The organism is Photorhabdus luminescens subsp. luminescens (genome assembly GCF_001083805.1).
GTDB lineage: Bacteria > Pseudomonadota > Gammaproteobacteria > Enterobacterales > Enterobacteriaceae > Photorhabdus > Photorhabdus luminescens.
This window is the reverse complement of record NZ_JXSK01000003.1, coordinates 441,275-462,703: the sequence shown is the minus strand read 5'-3', so window position 1 is coordinate 462,703 and position 21,429 is coordinate 441,275. Positions and strand designations below refer to the sequence as shown.

Below are 21,429 nucleotides of genomic sequence, written 5' to 3'. Positions count from 1 at the left end.
GTCTTAGTTCTGTGTTGGGATGGTTACTTAATGGTGTAGCGAATATGCAAAATGATATCGTTCAGGGTTTTTAACATAGTGGCTTGTTTACCTTTGGCTGGCGTTGATGCATTAGGAAAACTCAGTGTTAGCGTACCTTGATCAATGGCGATACCTTCAAACGGCAGGAATTTGCCATCGTTGAAATCGAGCTGGAATTGACCGCTGTCATTCGTACCGTGGGAAACGGCCAGCGCTGCACAGCCGTTCGCTAATCCGGCTTTATCGCCGTAAGATAATATTGCCTGCACATCCTGATAAGGTCCCAATAGCGCCGGCAGGGTAACGCTGATCTGTTTGATGCGTCGGATTTTGCCAATAGATTCCGGGTAATCCTCACGAATTTTTAAATCAGCTAATGAAATGGATGCCTGCAAAGAAGTTTTAGTGTCCGTGCCGGCGCCAAATGCCAAATTATTATTACCACTGCCGGCGCTGCCTGAACCTGCATTCACCAGCTTCTCGATTTCTTGCGTCAGGGAGAATGGGCCTTTATCTTGCGGTAAACCAGCATAAATTTCGGCCAGCGATACTGTACGTTCGACCTCTAATGCGCGTTTATCGCGTCTTAAATGGGCGTCTTCCATTTGTGCCAAACTTAGCATCAAGGTTTCACCTGCCAGCAGACCTGCATAGGTTCCTTGCCAGGCGCCCGGTTTAATAAAGCGAGCAGAGTCATCGCTAATTTCCCAACGGTAAGCCTGCTCTGCCATTAAACAACGCGCGATAGCCAAGTCGTAGAATTGGAAGTAAATTGCTGCCAGTCGGCCACGTAGCCAGTTGTACAACGCTTGATTGCTGAACTTACGTTGCAGGAAGGCCAATTGGGCTTGGGTCTGCTCTTGTTGGGTTTTCAGGCTGGTTTTTTGCAATACGGCGGCTTCACGGCGTACTGCCAGCGATTTAAGTTGGGCATCGAGTTGTTTCAGCTCCGCTTCGGCATTATTACGCTGAATTTCCCACTCCTGACGGCGACGACGGTAGGTTTCAGATTGGCTAATTTTATCCGCTTCGGTATTCATAACATTAGCGGAAAATTCCATTACATAGCCGGTCGCCTCAGCGATAGCCCCCCAACGGCTACCACCACCGGCGAAGCCGAAGATGTTAGGCACCAGATCAGCCGCTGCGCCGGCCAGACGGGATGCCTGAACCGCCGTGGTAAGCCCGGCTGCGGACGCTCGTAGCGTCATAGCTTGGTTTTCACCGGCGTTGATGTTTTCATCATGCAGTTTGCTATAGCTATCAAAGCGCGATTGTGCTCCCGCTTTGGATTTTTCCAGCACGGTTTTCTCGGCATCCAGTTCTTCAATGGTTTTGTCTTGAATACTCAGGTTAGTCAATATCAGCTCTGCGGCCTGATTTTGTAATAACGCATTGAGCGCTTCTGCGTCCTGACGTTCGATAATATTTTGTAACGTGGAGCCGAATTGGGTGAGCTGGCTAACCATGCTGCGAGCATTTTCCAGCATGTGCGGGAAACGCCACAGGGACATAAATGACTCCGGCAGCTTGCCTCCACCTTGAGAAGTGGCAACAGCGGCGCTGAGTAACGCTTTCGGGTCCGCCGGTGTGGCATAGATTGGCAGATATAACGGCTGACCGTCGATAGAGAGGTTGTGGCGCAGGTTGTATACTCTCTGAGCTAATGTTTGCCAGTAATTCATCATCACTTCATTGATTTGCGGCAGGAAGAGATCGGTCAGGGTATTGGCGCTGCGCAATGATAAAAGCGCCGGTGTACTCTGCCGCAAAGCGACTATTGAGCTGGAATGAGCACTTTGGGTAGTAATATCCGCGGCTTTGTCCAGTCGTGGATCATTCCATGTGGTACTCAGCGGCAGATAAGGTTTATCGCCTAACAGATGCAGCGCTTGCATATACCACATCTTCGCTTCGTTAAGCGTATCGCGCTCCAATTGGCGGTAAGCATGGTCGCCGCGCGCGATCAACAGATCAAGGGTGCGCATAAAGGTTGAAACTTTATAGTGCATCGGATCGTGCTGCGCTACCGCGTCAGGATCGACGGAATCCAAAGGATCACTGTTCCAACTGGTATCTTCCAATAACGGGCGGACGTTCCATTGATAATTCTGAATCTGGCCGTGAACAATATACCCGGATGGGCTCCAGACATATTTCAGCCAGCGGTTCGCTTCATCAAAGTTTTGCTCATGCAACAAACGTTGGGCAACCAGCATCGGGGTATAGTAGAACAGTTCCCAAAAATAGAGGCTGTTAGCGCCGCTGAAATCCATTGGTTCGCTACTAATATTATTCAGGACATTGACGCTCTCAAAGTGGGTCAAAATGGATTTAGGGTTTATTGTTACTATTCCTTTATCATCTCTAACAAAGTGAGGGCCCCACCAGGTACCATCTGATGGTGATTTCTTGAAGGTCATGTAAACCTTGGCGCTGTAATCTTGGTTCAATGGAACATCATCAAGAGGGATAAATAACGTGGTGCTTATATTTGTATCTTTTAGCTGACCTGAATAGATAATATGTGAATTATTATCAACAACATGTTTGATATAAAGCTTAAACCAACGTTCATCACCATGAGTTGATGGGTTATACGGAGGTATCACGAACGTAGCGTAGAAACCTTTGCCTAACTGTGGTTCCTGAATATTCTGAGTTTCCATACTCAGAATCGTATCAATACCGGTAGTGGCTCGCGCAACTAATTGGCGAGCAAATAAAGTATTAAGACGAATGCGATAGACTCCCCATTGCATATATTGCGCACCATTTTCATTATGGCGCAGGGTCAGGGAATTATCAGTACTCACCTTGCGGGTAATAGGAATACTGAAACTTTCATAACCCAGTTTACGTCCATCCTCTGCAAATGCGGTAAAGGTAATATCAATACTGGCTGAATTGTTAGTAAAATTCAGACTTGAGCCATCTATTTCGAGAGCATTAAATTGATAATTCATTTCATCAAAGCTAGGGGATGGCTGAATGGAGACATTTTTATCCGCGGTAAACGTTTGTTCTTTGCTACCGGCTTTTACTGTTACCTGAACTTTTGCCGGGGAAATTGCAGTATTGATATCTACTGGTCCTGAGACATCGGTAGCAGTACCTTTACTGTCAGTCATATAGACGTATTGCTTAAGATCATTCGGTTTGTTTAACGAGTCTGTAGCATAATCATCACCAATGGCAGCATTCGGATTGGTTAGAGAACGTCCTGCTCCAGGAATCCAAGCTTCTACTTTAGATGAATAATTGGTGTCACGGTGGAATAGTAATCTCCCTTGACTAAGCCCACTGACATTTCCGTTATATTGATAAACGGGGTAAAACATCAGCTTATTTGACGAATTATTTGGATTAACTCCCAAGCTAGTATAAACAATAAATTTATCACCTAGTTTGCCATATTTATTCATTAGATTGCATTGATTGCGTTGCTGCCCTTCATATCCATTATGAATAATTCTTAATTTTGGCGAGATATAGATTTTTAAATCACTTGATGTGGCTTTGTAACTAATAGTTGGAATATCTCCGTTATATACCATACTGAGATAATAATCTCCCCAATCATAGCCTTTACGGCTATTTACCGATGAGGGAATTTCATAATCCTCTGCATAGCGGTTATTCACTCTTCTGACACTATTAGTATCGAATTGTTTATAGCTGTTGTCCCGATAAGATTTGTATTGTCCATCGGTCATATCTTTATATTCCATATCGGCAAAGATATATAGCCCTTGCATTGAAGCGGTTTTATAACTATCGAGTGTATCTTGTTGGTTATAAAACATAACCAGCAACGTATCTTCACCTTGATAACCAGCACAATAGAGCCCAGGCGCTTTATTTTTTGCCAGTTCTAGCTTGGATATTTTTTCATTGACATCAAAAGTGATTGGCGTATTCCAGGTACCGTCATAACGGATATGCGCCAATTTTAGCTCATAACGATAATCTGTCTCGGTTTGATAGCCATCTTTGCTATTTCCTGTTTGTTTAGTGATCTCCTTTTGTTCCAACCAGAGCAGATACAAGCGGGATTTGTACATCACAGGACGGATAGTGCTTCGGTAAGGATTAATTGGACAATCAATTTTGTGCCATTCACTCCAGGCATTAGCGGCGAATTTACCGTCGCTGAATTTACTGTGATCGACACTGCGCCAATAGTATTCACCGGTATCAGTTTCACTGAGGCCGATAAAATAGGTCAGCCCTTGATCGTTGTTAATATTATCGTGATACGCGCTAATAACTTTAAGATTAGCCACTTGCTCAAACGATGTCAGATAAGACATAAAGGCGTCTTCGACAGTATCGGCATTTAATTGGCTTTGGCTGACGGATTGCAATAATGCGTCCATCATTTTGGTTTGTCCGATACGCATGGTGGGATCAATATAGTTTTCCGGGTAGTAAACTAATTGAGAAACACCCGCCCAGGTGCTGTAGCGTTTGTTATATTTGTCCCAGTCGATAAAGAACTGACGGCTGATAACCCCTGAATGGGCATTTTCTTCTACATTTTCCAGCGTGCGGTTGACGTACAGTTGAATGCTGGCAATGGCTTCGGCAATCCGGGTAGTTTTGATTGCAGCGGAAACCTGATTATCAATTAGTAAGTATTGGTACAAGTCATCACGGCTTTTTATGGCTGCCGCTGGCTTGGCGACTTGACGGATATAGTAGGTGCTTAATGCGGCACTGCGAGATTCGTCCAAAAAAGCGTGTAATATATCAGCCTGTTGTGAATTCAATCCGGCAGTCAATATTTCCCCAGCACTTTCCCACTGGGCATAGGTGGGGATTTTTTGATTTAATTGAATATAATCCAGCCCGACCAAAGCGGAAACTCCCTGTGGGGCGACATTCAATTGTTGTGCAACATTAACCCATTGCAGGATAGTGTCGATAGATGTCCAACAGGAGAAAGCATTTTTTTGCGTCACTGGGGGAAGATGTTGATGGTTTTGTGCTTGAGTACTGGCTTGCAATAGCAAATTAGCATCAAGATTCATGGCATCAGCCAATTGTTCTGCCGTTAAACTGTTAGCTTCAAATGCCGCTAGTACGGAAGAGGCTTTTTCGCCTAACGCATTAACCCAATCTGCAAAACGCGTCAGCATGATCAGTGAAAGTGCATCATGCGCAGGTACTGCCTCAGTTGACGAGCCAAACATCTCTGGTTTTGTCACAAACAGGCGGAAGGCGTTTTCATTGATACCGGTGGAATGGTAAACCATTTCTAATTGCGCCAACGCCTGACAATACTGAACAATATGTTCCTGTGTTGCTAATACTTCCGATGAATCTGGCGTATATTGAGTATTCAACCAGTCCCAGAATTTTTCGGCTGTCATTGCGCCGTCGCCGGGCTTTAACTTGTCTGCCCAAAGCAGCACAGAATGGGCGACATTTTCCGATGATAATTGTAAGGTGGCCGCAATATAGGGCGCCATAACATGCAGTAAATTTGCCTTGTCTTTATCAAAGCCTTGTAAACCGTGGTAGACGGTATCCAGCAGATTCTTAATTTCAGGCGTCAGCGTTTTGTTATAGCTGGTGGAAGTCATAACAAATAATTGGAACGCACTCCACTTCTGTGTCTGTAGCCAGACGGTAATGGTATTGAGTTTTCTGATCAGTGCCGCCAGTTGTTTATCACTGATAGCGGATAAATTAGTTTCTCCTTCACCCACGGCAACCAGCAATAAATCCAATTCATCAATGGTTAATTGATGAATTTCTGCCAGTAATTTCCCAATATATAAATCAGAAAGATTATTTAAGTTATTTTTAATCTTTCCATCTTGATTATTATGGTTGGTAATTTTAAGCAGGCGGTAGAGGGAAATATCATCGATATTAAATGCACGTTTAAGCACGGATTTACGCCAATCGCCAGTACTACCTGGATTTAAATCAATCTCTTCATCTCCGGTAGAAAAATATTGGCCGTTCAGTAATGGCGTATTAAACAGGCGATCAAATTGGCTAGGTTGATTATCATATGAACGTTGTGAAATAAGTGCATTGCATAGTATTAGGGCAGTTTCAGCATTAATAGCATAACGTTGCATATAATATTTAGTCAGAAAAACTTTACCTAATACTTCTGCGTTGATATCCAGTTGCTGATTAACACTACGCACAATACTTTCCAGAATGGTGGGTGATAATTCTGTCGCACGAGATAGACGAATAGCTTTATTGAGTTTTAACAGGAAAGAGTATTGGTTATATTCCTCAATGGTAAATTTTGCGGCTGCATATGCCCAAGAACTAGAAGGATATACTCGTGTTAGGCCGATTTCAAAAGGTTGACTGATATCAGTTGTACTTAATGTGATATGTTCTGAATATTCGATGTTGACCTGAGGCGCTCCTTCAATTCGGATAAGTTCTCTTTTGTCATTTAATTTGATGGATAAATAGGAGACATCCTGACGAGAATCTTTGAATTTGTAATTTAACTGATAATTTTCTCCACCGTAGGGAAACAGCTCCACGTCTACTTGATTGGCATTTGTTGTATATTCGCGGGTAATTCGATATACCTTGACTGTGCCATCATTGCTGTTGACTATCGGAGTAATGAGTTGGTTATTACTATATTCTTGTTGGCCGAAATTGCTGGCTTTACCAATAAACTGGCTGAGTTCTTCATCACTTAAATTGTAATAACGTCTAAGGTATTCCGGCATAGCCAGTGAAGCCGGTTCGATATTACCAAAATTTTTCTTATAAAGTTCCTCAGCATTACCTTCAGTAATCTCCTCCGTCAGAATATTAAACAACTCAGGTGAGATTGAAGCGTTAATACCTAATAGGGAAGCTTGATGCATCAGCCCGGCAATGGCTGGTGAAGCATTTAATTGCTCAAGCCCAGGATCTTGTAGCTGGATAACTTTACGCACATTTTCGTAAGCATCGTGATAAGGCGTCGCGCCGGAAGGACGGAAAGCGGAGAGCATTTCCATCACTTGAGTATAATTATCCAGCTTAGACTCAGTTTTAATGCTTTCCAATAATAGCTCATTGGATAAAGAGAGAGTGGAAAGTTCCGTATCCATATTTTGTTGACTGAGCGCCATTGATTTGAGATCTGGGCGGCGAGTATCCAGGCGATAAACGGAATCGCTGGCGTGTAAATTGCGTGCTTCACGATAAAGCTCAGTCAAATAAGCGGCGGGGGAGAACATGGAGGAAACGGTACCCGGCGCGACATATTGACTGGCCCTGCCGCTAAATTGGTTGTTATAGCCTATCAGTTCAGCATTAGGCGCTACGATGGCAAGATGTACAGCATTTTGTAATTGAGGATTCGTGCGTTTAAGAATACGCGCTTCATACAGCCGATTATCCTTTTGGGCCTGTTGTGCATCATGATATAAGTCGTGTGCTTCGGACCAGGAGAGGTGTTCGGATACTTGCTGGTGAAATTCGTTAAAAGAGCTGTGGCTAATATCTGTCAGACACTGAAAACCACACTGGATTTTTAATACATCAGGTATCTCTTTTACAGGCGAATTCATATTTATTCCTTTTAAAATCATAAAGTAAATGAAACATCCATATTGTCTTTACATCATGAATCAATCAGAGAATGATTCCGTTCCATCGGAATAAGAGATGATTAAATACAGGTTTTGAGAAATAGCTGAGATATGCATAGAAATGGTTTGCAGTTTGTGCGTAAAGAGCAGACATATCTTGATCTCTCGGATAATCACTATCTCACTGTTTTCTTTAAATAGCTGTTGCAAAAAAAGCAGATGCAAAATTTGCAACTGACTTTTTAATAAGATTTGGCAGGAAATGGCACGGTATTGTTCACATGATGTACTATACGAAAAAAGCTGATCTCAGTGATAATGAATATGAACTATGTAATTTATTTAATGTTAAAATTGCGCTCATTACATGTTGAACATAATGAGTCTTTGTCAACCAATTGAAATGTTTAATTAAATGGTTAATTGTGCCCATTATTACTTAATGATAATATGTGAAATTTCTTTATAATCATTATTGTAACATAAGAAGGGGTTGTATTTATTTTGCAATAATAATGAAAATTGTTTGATAACTGTTAAGAATAAAGATGATAAAACTCAATCTCAGTTAATGCATACTTTGATGTTAAATAATGCAAAGAAGAAAAGTAGTTGTAATGTTTTCTTGTTAACATTCCATTCTATTTCGGATGGAACAATGAATTAAAATAAGAAGGATATATGATGCTATTTTGTTCAAAGAGCTTGAAATATTTTATGGAGTCAGCGAAAAAAGAGTCATTTACTTTAGCCGCGGATACGCTTTGTATTACTCCCTCTCCTCTAAGTAGGATCATATATCAACTGGAACAACGTGTGGGCTGTCAACTATTTGAACGACTACCGGGAAGGACCAAACTCACTGAAGAGGGGAAGGCATTATATCAGGAGCTATTGCCGTGTTATGAGAGAATTCAGCGAGTTGAGGATAATTGGCATTATCGTAGAAGCGGAAAATTAGCAAACACCGGCAAACTGGTCATCGGGACAAGTGGAGAATATATTAATAAAATTTCGGCAGTGATAAAAAGAGCGGTACAACGTTATCATTATCGTGATATTTACATAAAAAACAATTTTCTGGTTGATGATTCGGCAAGAAAAGAGACAATATTTTCTTCTTTAATGAAGGAAGATATAACCGTCTATGTGACGACTGAACATTATCCTGACAACGATGATATTATCAGAGTGGATGGAACTTATCAGACTTTGCGCCTTGCTGTAGCTAATGATATTTTAGGATCGGAAAGTAACGCTGATAATATTATATATACATTGCCTTTGGCTCAGCATAATAGTGCTTTCTTTAAACAGTGCGGCAATTTTATTTCACTGAATTGTCTACCTGAATACCAGAATTTAACTTTGCTAACTGTGCCTGATTTTACTAATCGGTTGGACTTAGTGAAATCAGGTATCGCGATAAGTTTAATGACACCGAATGAAGTGCTCTGTTCTGCTGACCTTCATAAAGGCATTACCTTTTTGAATTTTAAATCGCATCCGACACCCTCAGTGAAATATTGTGCTTATACTCTCAGGCATAAATATCAAGAACCATTGAATTTATTAATTTCCGATTTGATTGTTTAGGAATTACTTTAAGTAATAATTCATTATTAGGCTAATTAAATATTTATCCTAAAATAATGAAATAAATTTTTATTATGATTTTTGGTTAATTTATTAAATCCCCTGAATCTATTTTCAGGGGATTTTCTATTACTATATTAGTTGATGTCTATTTTGTACAACTTAATTTTCTCTGGATGACGTGAAGTTGCCTGTATAAGTATTACGTACATTCCTATGAGTAATCGCAGAGGGTTTAATATCTTGTAATAATACATAGGTGTCTCTACCTTGATGTTTCATTGAAACAACCTCGAACGGTGTTTCTCTGGGGAGCAATATTTCGTGTAGTTATTTTGCGTGGCCGGTGAACTACGCTGAATTTTCACACGGTCATAATTATAGGCGCGGGTATAGTTAGTGTAGCTGTTGTTATCAGAAGGTAGCGCAGGGAGGGCAGTTGGTTATGAAGGTACCAGATAGCGAGTGTGACTGTGAAACTATATATAAAATAATTGATAGATTTGATATAAATAACGTTTCATAATCCTGTTACACATGATCCTATTTAACCAATTGTTATACATAGAATTATGAGTGGTGTAAGATATGGCGCTATTTTGGAATCTTATTTATCGATAGTGCTTAAATAGTGAATCACTTGTATCTCGCCATTAAAGACAAAAGAAATTTATTAAACAGTCGGTAGTCTCAATACCAATGACATTGCTGTATGTCATCGACTGAGTCATCAGGATATTTCTACTCCTGACAGGAAATTAAGTGAGGACCAGTGGTTCTATATATTGTGGATTGTTGTCCCTGAGAAATGGGTTATTTTTATAATTTCATCCTTCATTAGATTAACAGTAAATTAATTTCTATTAAGTTTGTAACACTTTCTTACAAATTCATTCTTCGTAAATTAAAAAATGAAAATTTTTCTTGCCATTTGGTGGTGATTTAATAATCATAATCTAAGTTCCGTAATATGGACGGTATGACGGAAATTTCAAATTCTGTTCCCTTTATTCAAAGGGACTAATTGATGGGGATGCACTGCTGTATCCCTGTCGCTCAACTCACTATTACTCACGGCATAAGCGGTGTTTTTTATCTGTGGTAATAGGATTTTTACTATCTTGTTTCTTTGGTGACGAAATCAATGAACGCTATTCTTGACAGGATATTTATGCGGATAATGCTGTAGGAATTGAGGAAAACTTACCATGATAAATGTTAAAAAATACTTATTTGTCTTGTCAGTGATTTTAATATCAGGCTGTGCTGACCCAAATGAGCCGCTTTCCCCTCCTAAAGAAAATCAATGGATCACGGTAGAAGGGGTAGCGCCGAAATATACCGAACCACATGTATCCGCAGAATACATATCAAAGGATTGCCTTGAGTATCGTCTGGATTCCAATATGTCGCCTTTTAAAGTGCCGACCTATAATGGGCTTCGTCTGAAAGTGAAGGCCGATCCACAAACCGGTTATTTTCAAGCAAAACTACCTTTTAATGGAGGGGGACGATGTAAATGGAAAATTAACCGGGCCTTTGTATCGGTGAGTTATACTGATGTCAGCCATCTGGTGAAAGATGCTATTCCGTATTCAGCAACCGGTTTAATCGCATCTATCAATGGCATAGTCCAGATGAATATTAGCAAAATCTCGACATTGAATACGATTGATTTTAGCCCGGTTATTTACCCTGTTTTGAAAGTCGTTGAAGGTCGCCCGAACAGAATATTCTTACAAGGTGAAGTATTAAAAATGCGTCCTTTTCAACTCACGTTAACTCCAGGAGCTAAATGGAAAATTATTTTTAAGCCTAAGCTGGATGAAACCAAAATGGCGAAGGTCACGGTGACTAATAAGAAAGGCGGCGAGTGGGTTGAATATCCGGGCGGCAAAATTGATAACGGCACTCAAGAAGTCGATTTTCGATTCATGTATGGAAATATGAAGTAATGCTATCAGCGTAGCTTATTTATTTCTAAATAGATAAACAGGAAGATCTGGAATTGGACACACATGCAGATAACGCTGTAGGAGTTGAGGAAAACTTACCATGATAAATATCAAGAAATACTTATCTGTCTTATCCGTGATTTTAATATCAGGCTGTGCTGACCCAAATGAGCCGCTCTCTCCTCCCAAAGAGAATCAGTGGATTACTGTAGAAGGAGTCGCACCTAAATACACACAGCCGCATGTATCCGCTGTGTATATCTCAAAAGATTGCCTTAAATATCGTTTAGATTCCAATATGTCGCCTTTTAAGGTACCAACTTATAACGGATTACGTCTGGATGTAAAAGCTGATCCGAAAACCGGTTACTTTCAGGCAAAACTACCTTTTAATGGTGGCGGTCGATGTAAGTGGAAGATTGACCGAGCCTTTGTGTCAGTGAGTTATACCGATGTCCGTCATCTAGTGAAAGATGCTATTCCGTATTCAGCAACCGATTTAATCGCATTTATCAATGATGCAGCCCGGACAAATATCAGCGAAATTGATGCATTGGATACGATTGATTTTAGCCCGGTTATTTACCCCATTTTGAAAGTCGTTGAAGGTAGACCAAACAGAATATTCTTACAAGGTGAAGTTGGTATGTATCCCTTTAGGTTGAAGTTAACACCGGGTGCTAAATGGAAAATCACCTATAAACCTAAGTTGGATGAAACCAAAATGCCAAAAATCACTGTAATTAATAAGAAAGGCGGCGAATGGGTTGAATATCCCAATGGAAGAATCGACCTCCGTCGCCAAACGATAGATTACTGGAAGATAAAATAATATCTACTTCTGTAGGTATTGAGGAAAACTTACCATGATCAATATCAAGAAATAATTAACTAAGTTATATTTATTTTATAATTATTGTGCAAGTATTAAATAAATATTAACAATTGATGTAGTGAAATTCAATGTCCATTAACGCATGTCCTAATGTAAAAGAATGCAAAGTAGAAACATCGTTGTCATGTTCTATGGTTAATATTCTATTTCTGGAATGAAAACAAGAGGGTATGTGATGATATTTTGTTCAAAGCAACTAAAGTATTTTATGGAATCAGCTAAGAAAGAGTCATTCACGTTAGCGGCGGATACGCTTTGTATTACCCCTTCTCCACTTAGCAGGCTCGTATATCAACTGGAACAGCGTGTGGGGTGTCAATTGTTTGAGCGACTACCGGGAAAAACCAAGCTCACAGAAGAGGGAAAGGCACTATATCAAGAGTTGCTGCCGTGTTATGAAAGGATCCTGAAAGTTGAGAATAATTGGAATTGTCGTAGAAATTATAAATTATCAAACAGAGACAAACTGGTTATTGGCACAAGTGGAGAATATGTTAATAAAATATCTACGGTCGTAAAAAGAGCGGTGCAACGTTATCATTATCGCGATATTTGTATAATCAACAATTTTCTAATTGATGATTTAATAAGGCAAGATGCGGTATTTTCTTCCTTAATGAAAGGGGATATAACAGTTTATGTGACGACTGAATGTTATCCAGATAATGATGATATCATCAGGATAGATGGTGCTTATCAAATGCTGTCTCTTGCTGTATCCCATGATATTTTAGAACCAGAAAGTCACGCTGATGAAATAATATCTAGTTTTCCTTTTGTTCAGCATAATAGTGCTTTTTTAAAACAATGCAATAATTTTATGCCATTGAATTATCTCCCTGAATACCAAAATTTAGCGTTATTGACGGTCCCTGATTTTACTAATAGATTGGATCTGGTAAAAGCGGGTGTCGCGATAAGTTTAATGACTCCCAATGAAATGCGCTATTCTGCCCATATTGATGAAAATATAGCATTTCTGGATTTTGAATCACGTCCAGCGCCATCGGTAAGGTATTGTGCCTATGCTCTCAGAAATAAATATAAAGAACCCTTAAATTCATTAATTTCTGATTTGATATTTTAATATGATAAATAAGGTATTGTTATTTTAATTGGTTAGATATTGTTTTAATTATTTAATATTGAATGTTAAAAGTAATCAAGCCATGAAATAAATATTCTTTCATGGCTTGTTATTAAAGATGGTTTCTTATTTGGTTTCCCCCCCTTGAGTGTAAGTTCAAGAGGGCTATTAAAAGTAGATAAAGAATATTAATTTTTCGTTATCTCTTATAAGGTTTTACATTTTTAAGCGGAATTGTTGTTAGGAATGAAACTTCTGCATCATTTACCGGTCCATGATTAAGTGCAATTATGGATGCTGTTTCTATTTCTGGTGTGTCAAGTAATAGTGAAGGCACCCTGTCTTTAGATCTTCCCCTTGGTAGTGGATTTAGCTTTTGTCCGTCAATGGTAAACTCATAAAGATCCATATTAATTTCATGGAGTGGAGCCCCTGAACTTTGTCCACCTGCTTCAGTATTAATTGCAGTAGAGACCCATACTGTAGATTTGTCCTTGGTATATTTTATGTAAGTTGAGAGATCATTTAATTTTGGTTTTGTTCCCCATGTGTTTATATTCTTGACTGTTTCTTTAGGTAAATTAGAAGTATCTTTCTGACCAATAAAGACACTAGCAAACTGCCTTGCCATCTTAGTATCTAGAGGAGTCCAGGCTTTAAATCCTTCAGGGAATTTACTCTGCATGTCTTCAAAGGATCTATTATCCGCTCTATATAAAGTAAATGACTTTTTCTGTAGATTTGTTGAAATAGCGCTTGAAGAATTGCTTTGAGTGCTTTCTGGAAGAGATATTTCAGGAGTAGATTTATTTCCTACTGGACTCAGTGGAGCAGTAATGGATGATCCCGACGTCGTTGGTTTTATGCTTGCAGATTTGATGGGGTATGTAGTTGATTGGCTACTCGTTGATGCTTTGGGTAAGGTAGGTTTTGGTGCTACGGGCGGGCGGATGTTTATCGCTACGTTTGTGGCATTTGTTGGCGAAGGCGCTGAATCTGCTACTTTATTTTTTTGCAGTGCTGCTATGCGTTCTGCAATTGTTGGCATTAATCCATCAGGATCAAGCAGAGTAACCGGATTATTCCTTACCATCCGATATAAATTCAACCCATCTACTGTTCCTGCCGGATCGGCACTTAACCATCGTCCTACCCAAGGCTGATAATATCGGTAACCGTAATAATATAGTCCGGTGGCATCCCGCTCTTTACCTGAATAACGGATGGTTTTATAACTGGCTTCTGTCCGCTTCCTTGTTGCCCATAATGCCGTGCCGCCATAGGGATAGTACTCTTCCTCACTAATAATTTCTCCTTTGCTGTCTAATTCAAGTTGACTGGAACCGATAAGATTATCGTAGCTATAACGTAGCTGATTATTGTCGATATCTTCCGGTTGACCGCTATCCCAATGTAATACTCGTACCTGTGCCCGACCCGCTTCTCCTACTGTGATAACTTGCAAATCTTCGGTTGTGATCGTGCTGTTTTGTGTTAGACGAAGTTCTAAGCTCGGCAAATAAGTTATTCTCTGTGTTTGAGAGTTGCTGCTGGTCTGCTGTTCATTGATTTTTAATATCCTTCTCCCGTCACTACTATAGCGATACCATTCCCGATCATCATTGGCGCCCTTGTCCCGTTTCACCAATGTCACATGTTGTAGTTCACCGCGTGTATTCCAGTTCAGGTTTTGTCCTGATATCAACGTGTTCTGATGTCCGCCTGCATCAAATAAAGCATCTACTTGCGCCGGATCTTCGGTCAGAGTGCTGAGTACTGCGCGATTGCTCCGGTTAGAAACCGTGATGTTTGTGGTGTAGTTGTTTTGCGTCGCCGGTGAACTGTGCTGGATTTTAGTCAAATTGCCGCCACGGTCATAAGTATAAGTACGGGTATAGTTGGTGTAGGTGTTGTTATCAGAAGGTAGGGTGAGGGAGGGAAGTTGGTTACTTTGCTGACCTATATTCGCCATCTCGCGCCCGGTTGCGCTGATAAGCTGATACAAGGAGTCGTAGGTATAAGTGTTTTCCGGCGCCACTTTCTGATTGTGCCAGAAGCGGGTGGCTTCTGCGTCATTACGGATACTGATGACATTGCCTACCGGGTCATACTCATAACGTAGATCTTGCAACACTTTGGCATCTGACGGACGGTGGGTTTTGGTACCGATAAGCTGTTGGGTTTCCGGTTCATAACTGTATTCGGTGATAACACCATTGCCGTGTTCCTCGCGTAATTTTTGTCCGGCGGCGGAATAGGTCAGGGATCTGATAATCACTTGTTCCGGTTGGTCTTTTAAGGTTAACCAGCTCCCGTTTAGCTGCCCGGCCACATCATAGGTTAGCCTCTGAATGTTCCCTTTCGCATCGGTCTGAGTGAGTAAAGCGCCGGTGGCATCAAAGGCGCTCAGGGTTGTGTAGATGTCATCAGCCAGCATGTTTTGCCAGACGGTTTCATTATCACCTGTCCAGCTAGCTTCTTGAGTGTCGCTCAATAGTTGGCTGGATTGAGATAAAACAGTACCGGTCAGTGACAAACTCTCTAATCGGGTGACTCCCGCCGTGTCATAGTGGCGCACGCACTGGCTGGCAAGATTATGGTTTTTCTCTGCTTCGCTATTGCCAGCCCAAATCAGGCGTTCGGTGATACGGGATGTTTTTTCTGGTATTTGTTCGGTAACAGACAACAGACGACCGGGTAGGGAAGACGTTTCATATTGTCGGGTTTGTATGACACCTGTTGCAGTTACTGTCAGTAGCGGACGGCCTTCAATATCATTCAAGGTGACAGTGCGACCAGCATCGACGCTTTCTGTACACAAAATATTACCGGTCAAATCATACTGCCAGAGAAAGTTAGATTTTTGTTTGGCTTCATATAGACGCGGATCGGTGCTTTGGCTTAGGTGCCCAAGGGAGTCATATTGATGGCGAGTAATACGGATATCGGTATCGCCGTTTGCGGTGGTACGGTGAAAGTCGATGTTACGGATCGTTAGACCTCGGTTATCGTAGATGTTGACGACAGGGGTCTTTTGATAAAGTTTAGGATCGATGTTTTTCATGATTTACCTCGTTGTTGGGGCGTTGTGTGTCATCTGTTCTGCAATCGCAGTTTTTATCTGCATGTTAGTTTTTCTATATATTCGTTTTCTTACAATAGTTGTAGTAGGTAATTTCCCGGTTTAACTGCCGGAGACAGATGGTTTTTGCGGCAGTGGGAATGCCTTATTGCTTTCCTCCATCATCGCGATAATGCATAAAAAGGCGACGCCAGATCCAGTTCAATCCAGAACTTCCCGTGGTGCCAAATAGCCCGGCAATCGCAAAAGTCATATAGGGGCTGCCGCCGCTTTCAAAACTCAGCAGTCCTCCCAATATACCGGTAAAACAGGAGATAATGAGTTGACAGAGTACGTTGATCCAATTCCATTTACATTGTTTGTTTTGTATATCAATGAGGTACCTTACTAATCCGCCCCAGGCCGCAATAAAACCAATGATCAACCAACTCATAAGTTGAGTATCTGACGGCATTATGAATGACACGTTTCACCTCTATATTATGTTATGTTTCCCGCCCTTCAACCGGGCGGGATTGATCAAATTACATCTTTACCTTCTTTACCTTCTTTACATTCTTTCTTCTTTACCTTCACCTCAGTAGCTGTGTCATTTTCATCTTCATTGACAGTAAACCAAGGAGTGAACAAGGTTCGACGGAACCAGCCTTTTGCGGTAGTGACCTTGATTTCTCGACCAATGGGATCATAGACATGGGTATCTGCATAGGCTTCTTCTGTCCGCCGGGCACTGTCATTACTGACGTATTGCCAGTCGTTGAGGAAATAGGGTTGATAGGTGCGTATCGGTTGTCCCTTATTGTCATATTCAGTGCGTCCCGTAACCGCCCAGCGCGTTTTGGTATCTTCCATTTTTGTCACCAGAGCGCCGTCTTGGTTACGTTGCCAGGCTTCGCCTGCTTCATGTCGTACAGATGCTTGCAGTAAACGGCCAAAGCCATCACTGAATACTACTTGTTGACGAATCTGTTGCTTAAGATCGCGGTCATAACGATCCGTAGTCAATGTGAGGCTATGAGGGGGTAAACGGGGACTGCCGTTTGACAGATTGATTGGCTGGGTGACTGCACTTTGGCTTTTTACCCAGCGGCGGTGAGCTAGGGTACAGATGCGTCCGTCTTCGGTGATGATTCGGGTGTTATATAACTCTTTCCGCTCTTGCTCTGCCAGGTTATTGAGGGTTTTCTTTAATATGGGCATCCAGCTTTCGGGTGCGTAGACCTGACACTGTGCTACAGGGATTGGCGTTGTTAACTTAATCGCGGCGTCAACATCAGATGGTGGAGAAAACGATATTTTTTCCGGTGAAGAATAACCAGTCATCTTACCGTTTTCGGTTCCCCAAAAGCGCAGTGTGATTGGTCGGCCCAGTGCATCCAGCGTGGTAAGGTGCTGATTGTCGTTGATATCCGTGAGTTGAACGGGGGTCAGAAAACGCCAATCATATCTGGCTGAGGTTGTCAGTCCAGCCGCATCCCGGGTTTGTGTGACGACGCAATAGTTTGCATCCCAAGTGAGCGTGATTTTGCCCGTGAGTTGAGTGTTGCTCTGTTTTTGCGGCCGCCAGAACTGTTCGGCTGTGCCGTAATCAGTATAGCCACGACGAGCTGCCCAGACTTTATCTTCTCCAGTGCGCGGGAATAGATAATCTGTTTGCTGGTATCCGGCTTGTTCCAGCGTCGTTGACAATTGAGCAGATGAGATACTCCCATCAAACGCTGATAGTGTGGATTGATTAAATACTGTTGTCTCGGTGAAGGCAATCAGCGCTTGTCGTGTTGGCGTTTGCGATGGCGTTGCATTTTGCCCGTCGGTATAAACGGTTTTTTGCTGGCCGAGGTATTCACGAGGTTTATTCTCCGCAATCAGACTATTTTTATCATTTAGGATTTCCAGATTTAGACCACCAGTAGGGACATGTTCAGCGCTATAAGCAAAGATATCGCTGCGGGTACTATCCGGTAATCCTAACATCAGAATGGTATTGTCGGTCAGATGATGCCAACTGAACTGTTGATAGGTGAGCCGTAATTTGTGTTGCTGGTCATCATAGCTGTTAGCAAATAACTTATCAGGCAACGTATCAGGATACGGACTGCTTGCCGGTTGCTGGCGGCGTGGATACTGTACCGAAACCTGTTTTAGCGGTTGACCAAATAGATCGCTGGATAGCGTAATCTTTTGGCTGCATTGAGGATCGCTGGCGATACGTTCGTAATGATAGTTGCGGCTTTCAACTACAGATGACCAAAGCACAAGGTATCGGCTATCGGTATGCTGTAACCGACGTACCTGTGGGCGAAATTCAGTGACTGTGTAGGGAATTTTTTCCTGTGTACTGCCATCCTCGCCGTACAGTTCACTGCGTAGCAGTTGACCTTTCAGTGCCCGGTTTAGCCAGTACTGACTGTTATCATTTTCCGGTGTGAGCAGAATATCTTGACCATCTTGCCAGGTCGTAAAGCGTGGTGAAAAACCGGCAAAAGCTTGGTGATCACCATGCCAATACTCTGTCGATAATGTGTTATCTATCATGGGTATTCCGGTGGCATACCAGTTTTTGGTCATCGCAGGTGGTGTGAGTTCTGGCGCATTGCCTTGGGCCAGCGCGGGTGATGTGAATTCTGGCGCGTTGCCTTGGGTCAGCGCGGGTGATGTGAGTTCAGGCGCGTTGCTTTGGGTCATCGCAGGTGGTGTGAGTTCTGGAGCGTTGCCTTGGGTCAGCGCGGGTGATGTGAGTTCAGGCGCGTTGCCTTGGGTCAGTGCAGGTGGTGTGCATTCTGGCGCACTGCCTTGGGCCAGTTGATGGCTGTCTTTCTGTTCAACATAACCAAATCCGCGAAATTCTCGCTCACGTCCATCCCAGGCGCCATGTGCATAACGTAGTATTGTGACTAATTTGTTGCCGCTGATTTCATCCTCTATTTCCGTTTGCCATAGGGTGTGTACCGGGAAGGGTAGATAACAAACTGGTATTTGTCCGGCATCCAGTGCCGTGGCTTTTTCATCCAGCCAGAACTGGGCGGAACTACGGTAACGCAGGGTGTGATGAGCCCCCATATTGTTGTTCATTTCACTGAGTAACCACGGTTTTGTGTTGGTCAGATCGCAACGCCAGTGATGGGGAGTCATATGCGGCACACTTAATATCAGGCTGGCGACGCCTAACCCTTGTACATCGGCCACTTGTAACTGACAGGTATGATCAAAACGCACTCCGGCTGGGAAGGGGAGAGTTACTGGTGCGGCGAAGCCGTTGCCGCTTTTATTCAGGAAGATATCCAGACGATCTGTGTGAACATAAATCAGATCAGTCGGGCCGCTGCCATCTAGATCGGCCAGATAAACTTGAGCAGGATTAAACGTCGCTTCTGGTTGGCTAAATCCCGGAAGAGTAATTGGTTGACCAAAACGTCCGTGCCCCAGATTAGGCCAGCAGGTGACTTTAGTCGCGCTCACTTCAACCAGATGTGCCTGACCGGAACCCAATACATCACTAAATGCCACCAACTTACACGGATCGGCGCCCGGTACTGGCAGTGTGATATCACCGGATTGCACTACATCTTTTCCTTTGGCAAAGCCGTCGCGGGTATTGGCATATAAACGTACACTCTTAGGGCCGATCAGTACTAAATCAGAAAGTCCAGCTCCCATTAAATCGGCGAGTTGCGCGCGTGGATGAGTATATTCCACTGGCAGAGCGTTGAGCGGGGTAAAACGTGTCCAACTGCCATCTGGATGCTGACTATGATATCCCCGTAATCCCGGTCCGGTGATAACCCAGTCAAGTTGGCCGTCTCCATTGATATCCACCAGCGAGGCATTACTTTGCAAGGAAGGGATAACCGACAAAGGTTGCATTTTTTCCCAAGTGACGGCATCTGAGCCAATTTTGCCAAAACGTTGTGCGGAGCGGTACCACCAGGCGCCTTTATCTTGATATAGCAGACCGGGGAATCCTTCGCCTTTTAGATCAACTAGTTGCCAGCGCTGAATGGCATTGAAGTTTGCCAGCACATTCATCGATTGCCAGCGAGCGTTATGTTGCGGTGAAAAATCCTGATACGCCAATTCTAATGGCGGCAGGGTGACGGCAGTACCGTCTTGCTCGTGGCCTACTCGACGAACGAATACCAGCGTGCTGGCGATTGCGCTTTCGTCATAATTGAGTATCAGGCGTGAAACCAGCGTTGGTCCGTTGTGTTCTTTTATCTCGCTATCCAGAGCTTGCAGGTGGTGATACATCAATACCTGACGGCATAAGCGGCGGGTACGAATCTCAAAACCATATTCATAACGGGAAAAACGGTCCTGGCGACAAAGCCAGCTACCTGTAGTCGAAAATGCTGGCGGCGTTCTCAGGTTGTTACTGCGTTCGCCGTAATCAAATACCAGATAGAATAACCAGTCTGCTTGTGGTGGGGCGCTGCCATCCAGACCGGGTAACGTTTTGCTGGCTGTCCGGTTGCCGTAATACACTGTGTGTAGATAACGTTGCGCGGCGGCCTGTGGATGGAGAGTAATTTCATCAGCTTCGCAACCGGTGTTATCCTCGGCCCGATATTGATAATAAATTTGTTCACCATGTGGTGACACAGAGGCTTCTAGCAACCATTGTGCTGTTTGAGTGATGTCTGACGGGTTGCTGATCCGGGCTTGTGGTGATTTACCCAGTAAATGTACTTGTCCATCTGGGCTATATATCAGCCAAAAATCTGTTTTGCCAGTTGTCTTGGGTGTTGCCTTGGGTTGCCAATATTCCAATCGGCTGAAATGACTCTCCAGACGGGAACGGTATCCGGTAACGGTAAAGGCGGTGCCTAAGTTGATACCCTGTAATGTCGATTCGTCGCGGGATTGATCCGCTACCACCAGTACCTCGCCATCTGGCCCCAGAAAGGTATCGGTTTCATCATAATGTGGAACGCCAAAATGGGTGCGGCGGCGGATGGTCATAACGTTGCAATCCCAGCCCAGACCAAATGGGCTGTTACCGGCGCCGCTGTTGTAGTTTAAGGCGAGTGACGGAGCATAACCGCGCCCGGCAGAGATAGGCAACGGCAGAGACAGCGCGGCCATCCCATCCGGCCCGGTGGGGGTTAAAGCTTCCCCCATTCCCGTGATAGCGCCTCCTCCTTTGGGCAATGATAGTTCTGTAATACTGAAATCTTGTGAATTTTGCATGAAAGACTCCTTGCAGGCCCCGCTTAGGGGCCTGT

At 42.9% G+C, this 21,429-nt stretch carries 8 protein-coding genes; 4 read left to right on the top strand and 4 right to left on the bottom strand.

The window, feature by feature from the left end; translation table 11 throughout:
• Positions 1-23 precede the first annotated feature (23 nt).
• On the bottom strand, positions 24-7,571 hold the full coding sequence (locus tag TI10_RS10310) for a Tc toxin subunit A-related protein (RefSeq protein ID WP_049583215.1): 7,548 nt from the start codon (positions 7,569-7,571) through the stop codon (positions 24-26).
• A gap of 702 nt (positions 7,572-8,273) precedes the next feature.
• Between TI10_RS10310 and TI10_RS10305 the strand changes: the two genes are divergently transcribed.
• From TI10_RS10305 to TI10_RS10290, 4 genes are all read left to right on the top strand, one after another.
• Positions 8,274-9,188, top strand: coding sequence for a LysR family transcriptional regulator (locus TI10_RS10305; RefSeq protein WP_074525062.1), 915 nt, complete (start codon positions 8,274-8,276; stop codon positions 9,186-9,188).
• Positions 9,189-10,396: 1,208 nt separating this feature from the next.
• Positions 10,397-11,143 carry a hypothetical protein gene (locus tag TI10_RS10300; protein WP_049583213.1) on the top strand — a complete coding sequence of 249 codons (747 nt, stop codon included), beginning with the start codon at positions 10,397-10,399 and terminating at the stop codon, positions 11,141-11,143.
• 100 nt (positions 11,144-11,243) lie between these two features.
• Positions 11,244-11,975 carry a hypothetical protein gene (locus TI10_RS10295; RefSeq protein ID WP_049583212.1) on the top strand — a complete coding sequence of 244 codons (732 nt, stop codon included), beginning with the start codon at positions 11,244-11,246 and terminating at the stop codon, positions 11,973-11,975.
• 217 nt (positions 11,976-12,192) lie between these two features.
• Positions 12,193-13,125, top strand: a complete 933-nt coding sequence (locus tag TI10_RS10290; RefSeq protein ID WP_279615319.1) for a helix-turn-helix domain-containing protein — start codon at positions 12,193-12,195, stop codon at positions 13,123-13,125.
• Between the two features lie 199 nt (positions 13,126-13,324).
• On the opposite strand, the gene TI10_RS10285 is transcribed toward TI10_RS10290, so the two are convergent.
• From TI10_RS10285 to TI10_RS10275, 3 genes are all read right to left on the bottom strand, one after another.
• Entirely contained in the window at positions 13,325-16,189 is a 2,865-nt protein-coding gene (locus tag TI10_RS10285) for an RHS repeat domain-containing protein (protein WP_387554464.1), read from the bottom strand.
• A gap of 163 nt (positions 16,190-16,352) precedes the next feature.
• Complete coding sequence (locus TI10_RS10280) at positions 16,353-16,661, bottom strand: phage holin family protein (protein ID WP_074525063.1); 309 nt, start codon at positions 16,659-16,661, stop codon at positions 16,353-16,355.
• Between the two features lie 65 nt (positions 16,662-16,726).
• Positions 16,727-21,394 carry a SpvB/TcaC N-terminal domain-containing protein gene (locus TI10_RS10275; protein ID WP_049583208.1) on the bottom strand — a complete coding sequence of 1,556 codons (4,668 nt, stop codon included), beginning with the start codon at positions 21,392-21,394 and terminating at the stop codon, positions 16,727-16,729.
• Between the last annotated feature and the right edge of the window lie 35 nt (positions 21,395-21,429).